General features: G+C 49.0%; 1 protein-coding gene. It reads right to left on the bottom strand.

From position 1 onward, the window contains the following. Nucleotides 1–52: 52 nt before the first annotated feature. Nucleotides 53–208 (bottom strand): IS3 family transposase (locus tag DIZ30_RS13390; protein ID WP_143344120.1); only part of this gene is annotated, 156 nt, incomplete at its 5' end.

Here is a 208-nt window from a genome sequence, read left to right on the forward strand (position 1 = left end):
ACAATGAGCCTCCTCGGATGTGACGATCTTCGGCAGGAGCTAACAGTTAAAGTTAGACTGCCTCGCTAGCGTTAGCACATCCGAGCTCATTATCTAGGATTCGCTGCGCCAATTTCTGGTTACGGTAACCAACCGGTGTCTCGTAGCCAAGTGTACCGTGCAACCGAAGGTGGTTCCACCAATTGACATAGTCAAATAACTCCAAATC

It is taken from the genome of Enterococcus sp. H57 (assembly GCF_003112495.1).
Taxonomy (GTDB): Bacteria; Bacillota; Bacilli; order Lactobacillales; family Enterococcaceae; genus Enterococcus_B; species Enterococcus_B faecium.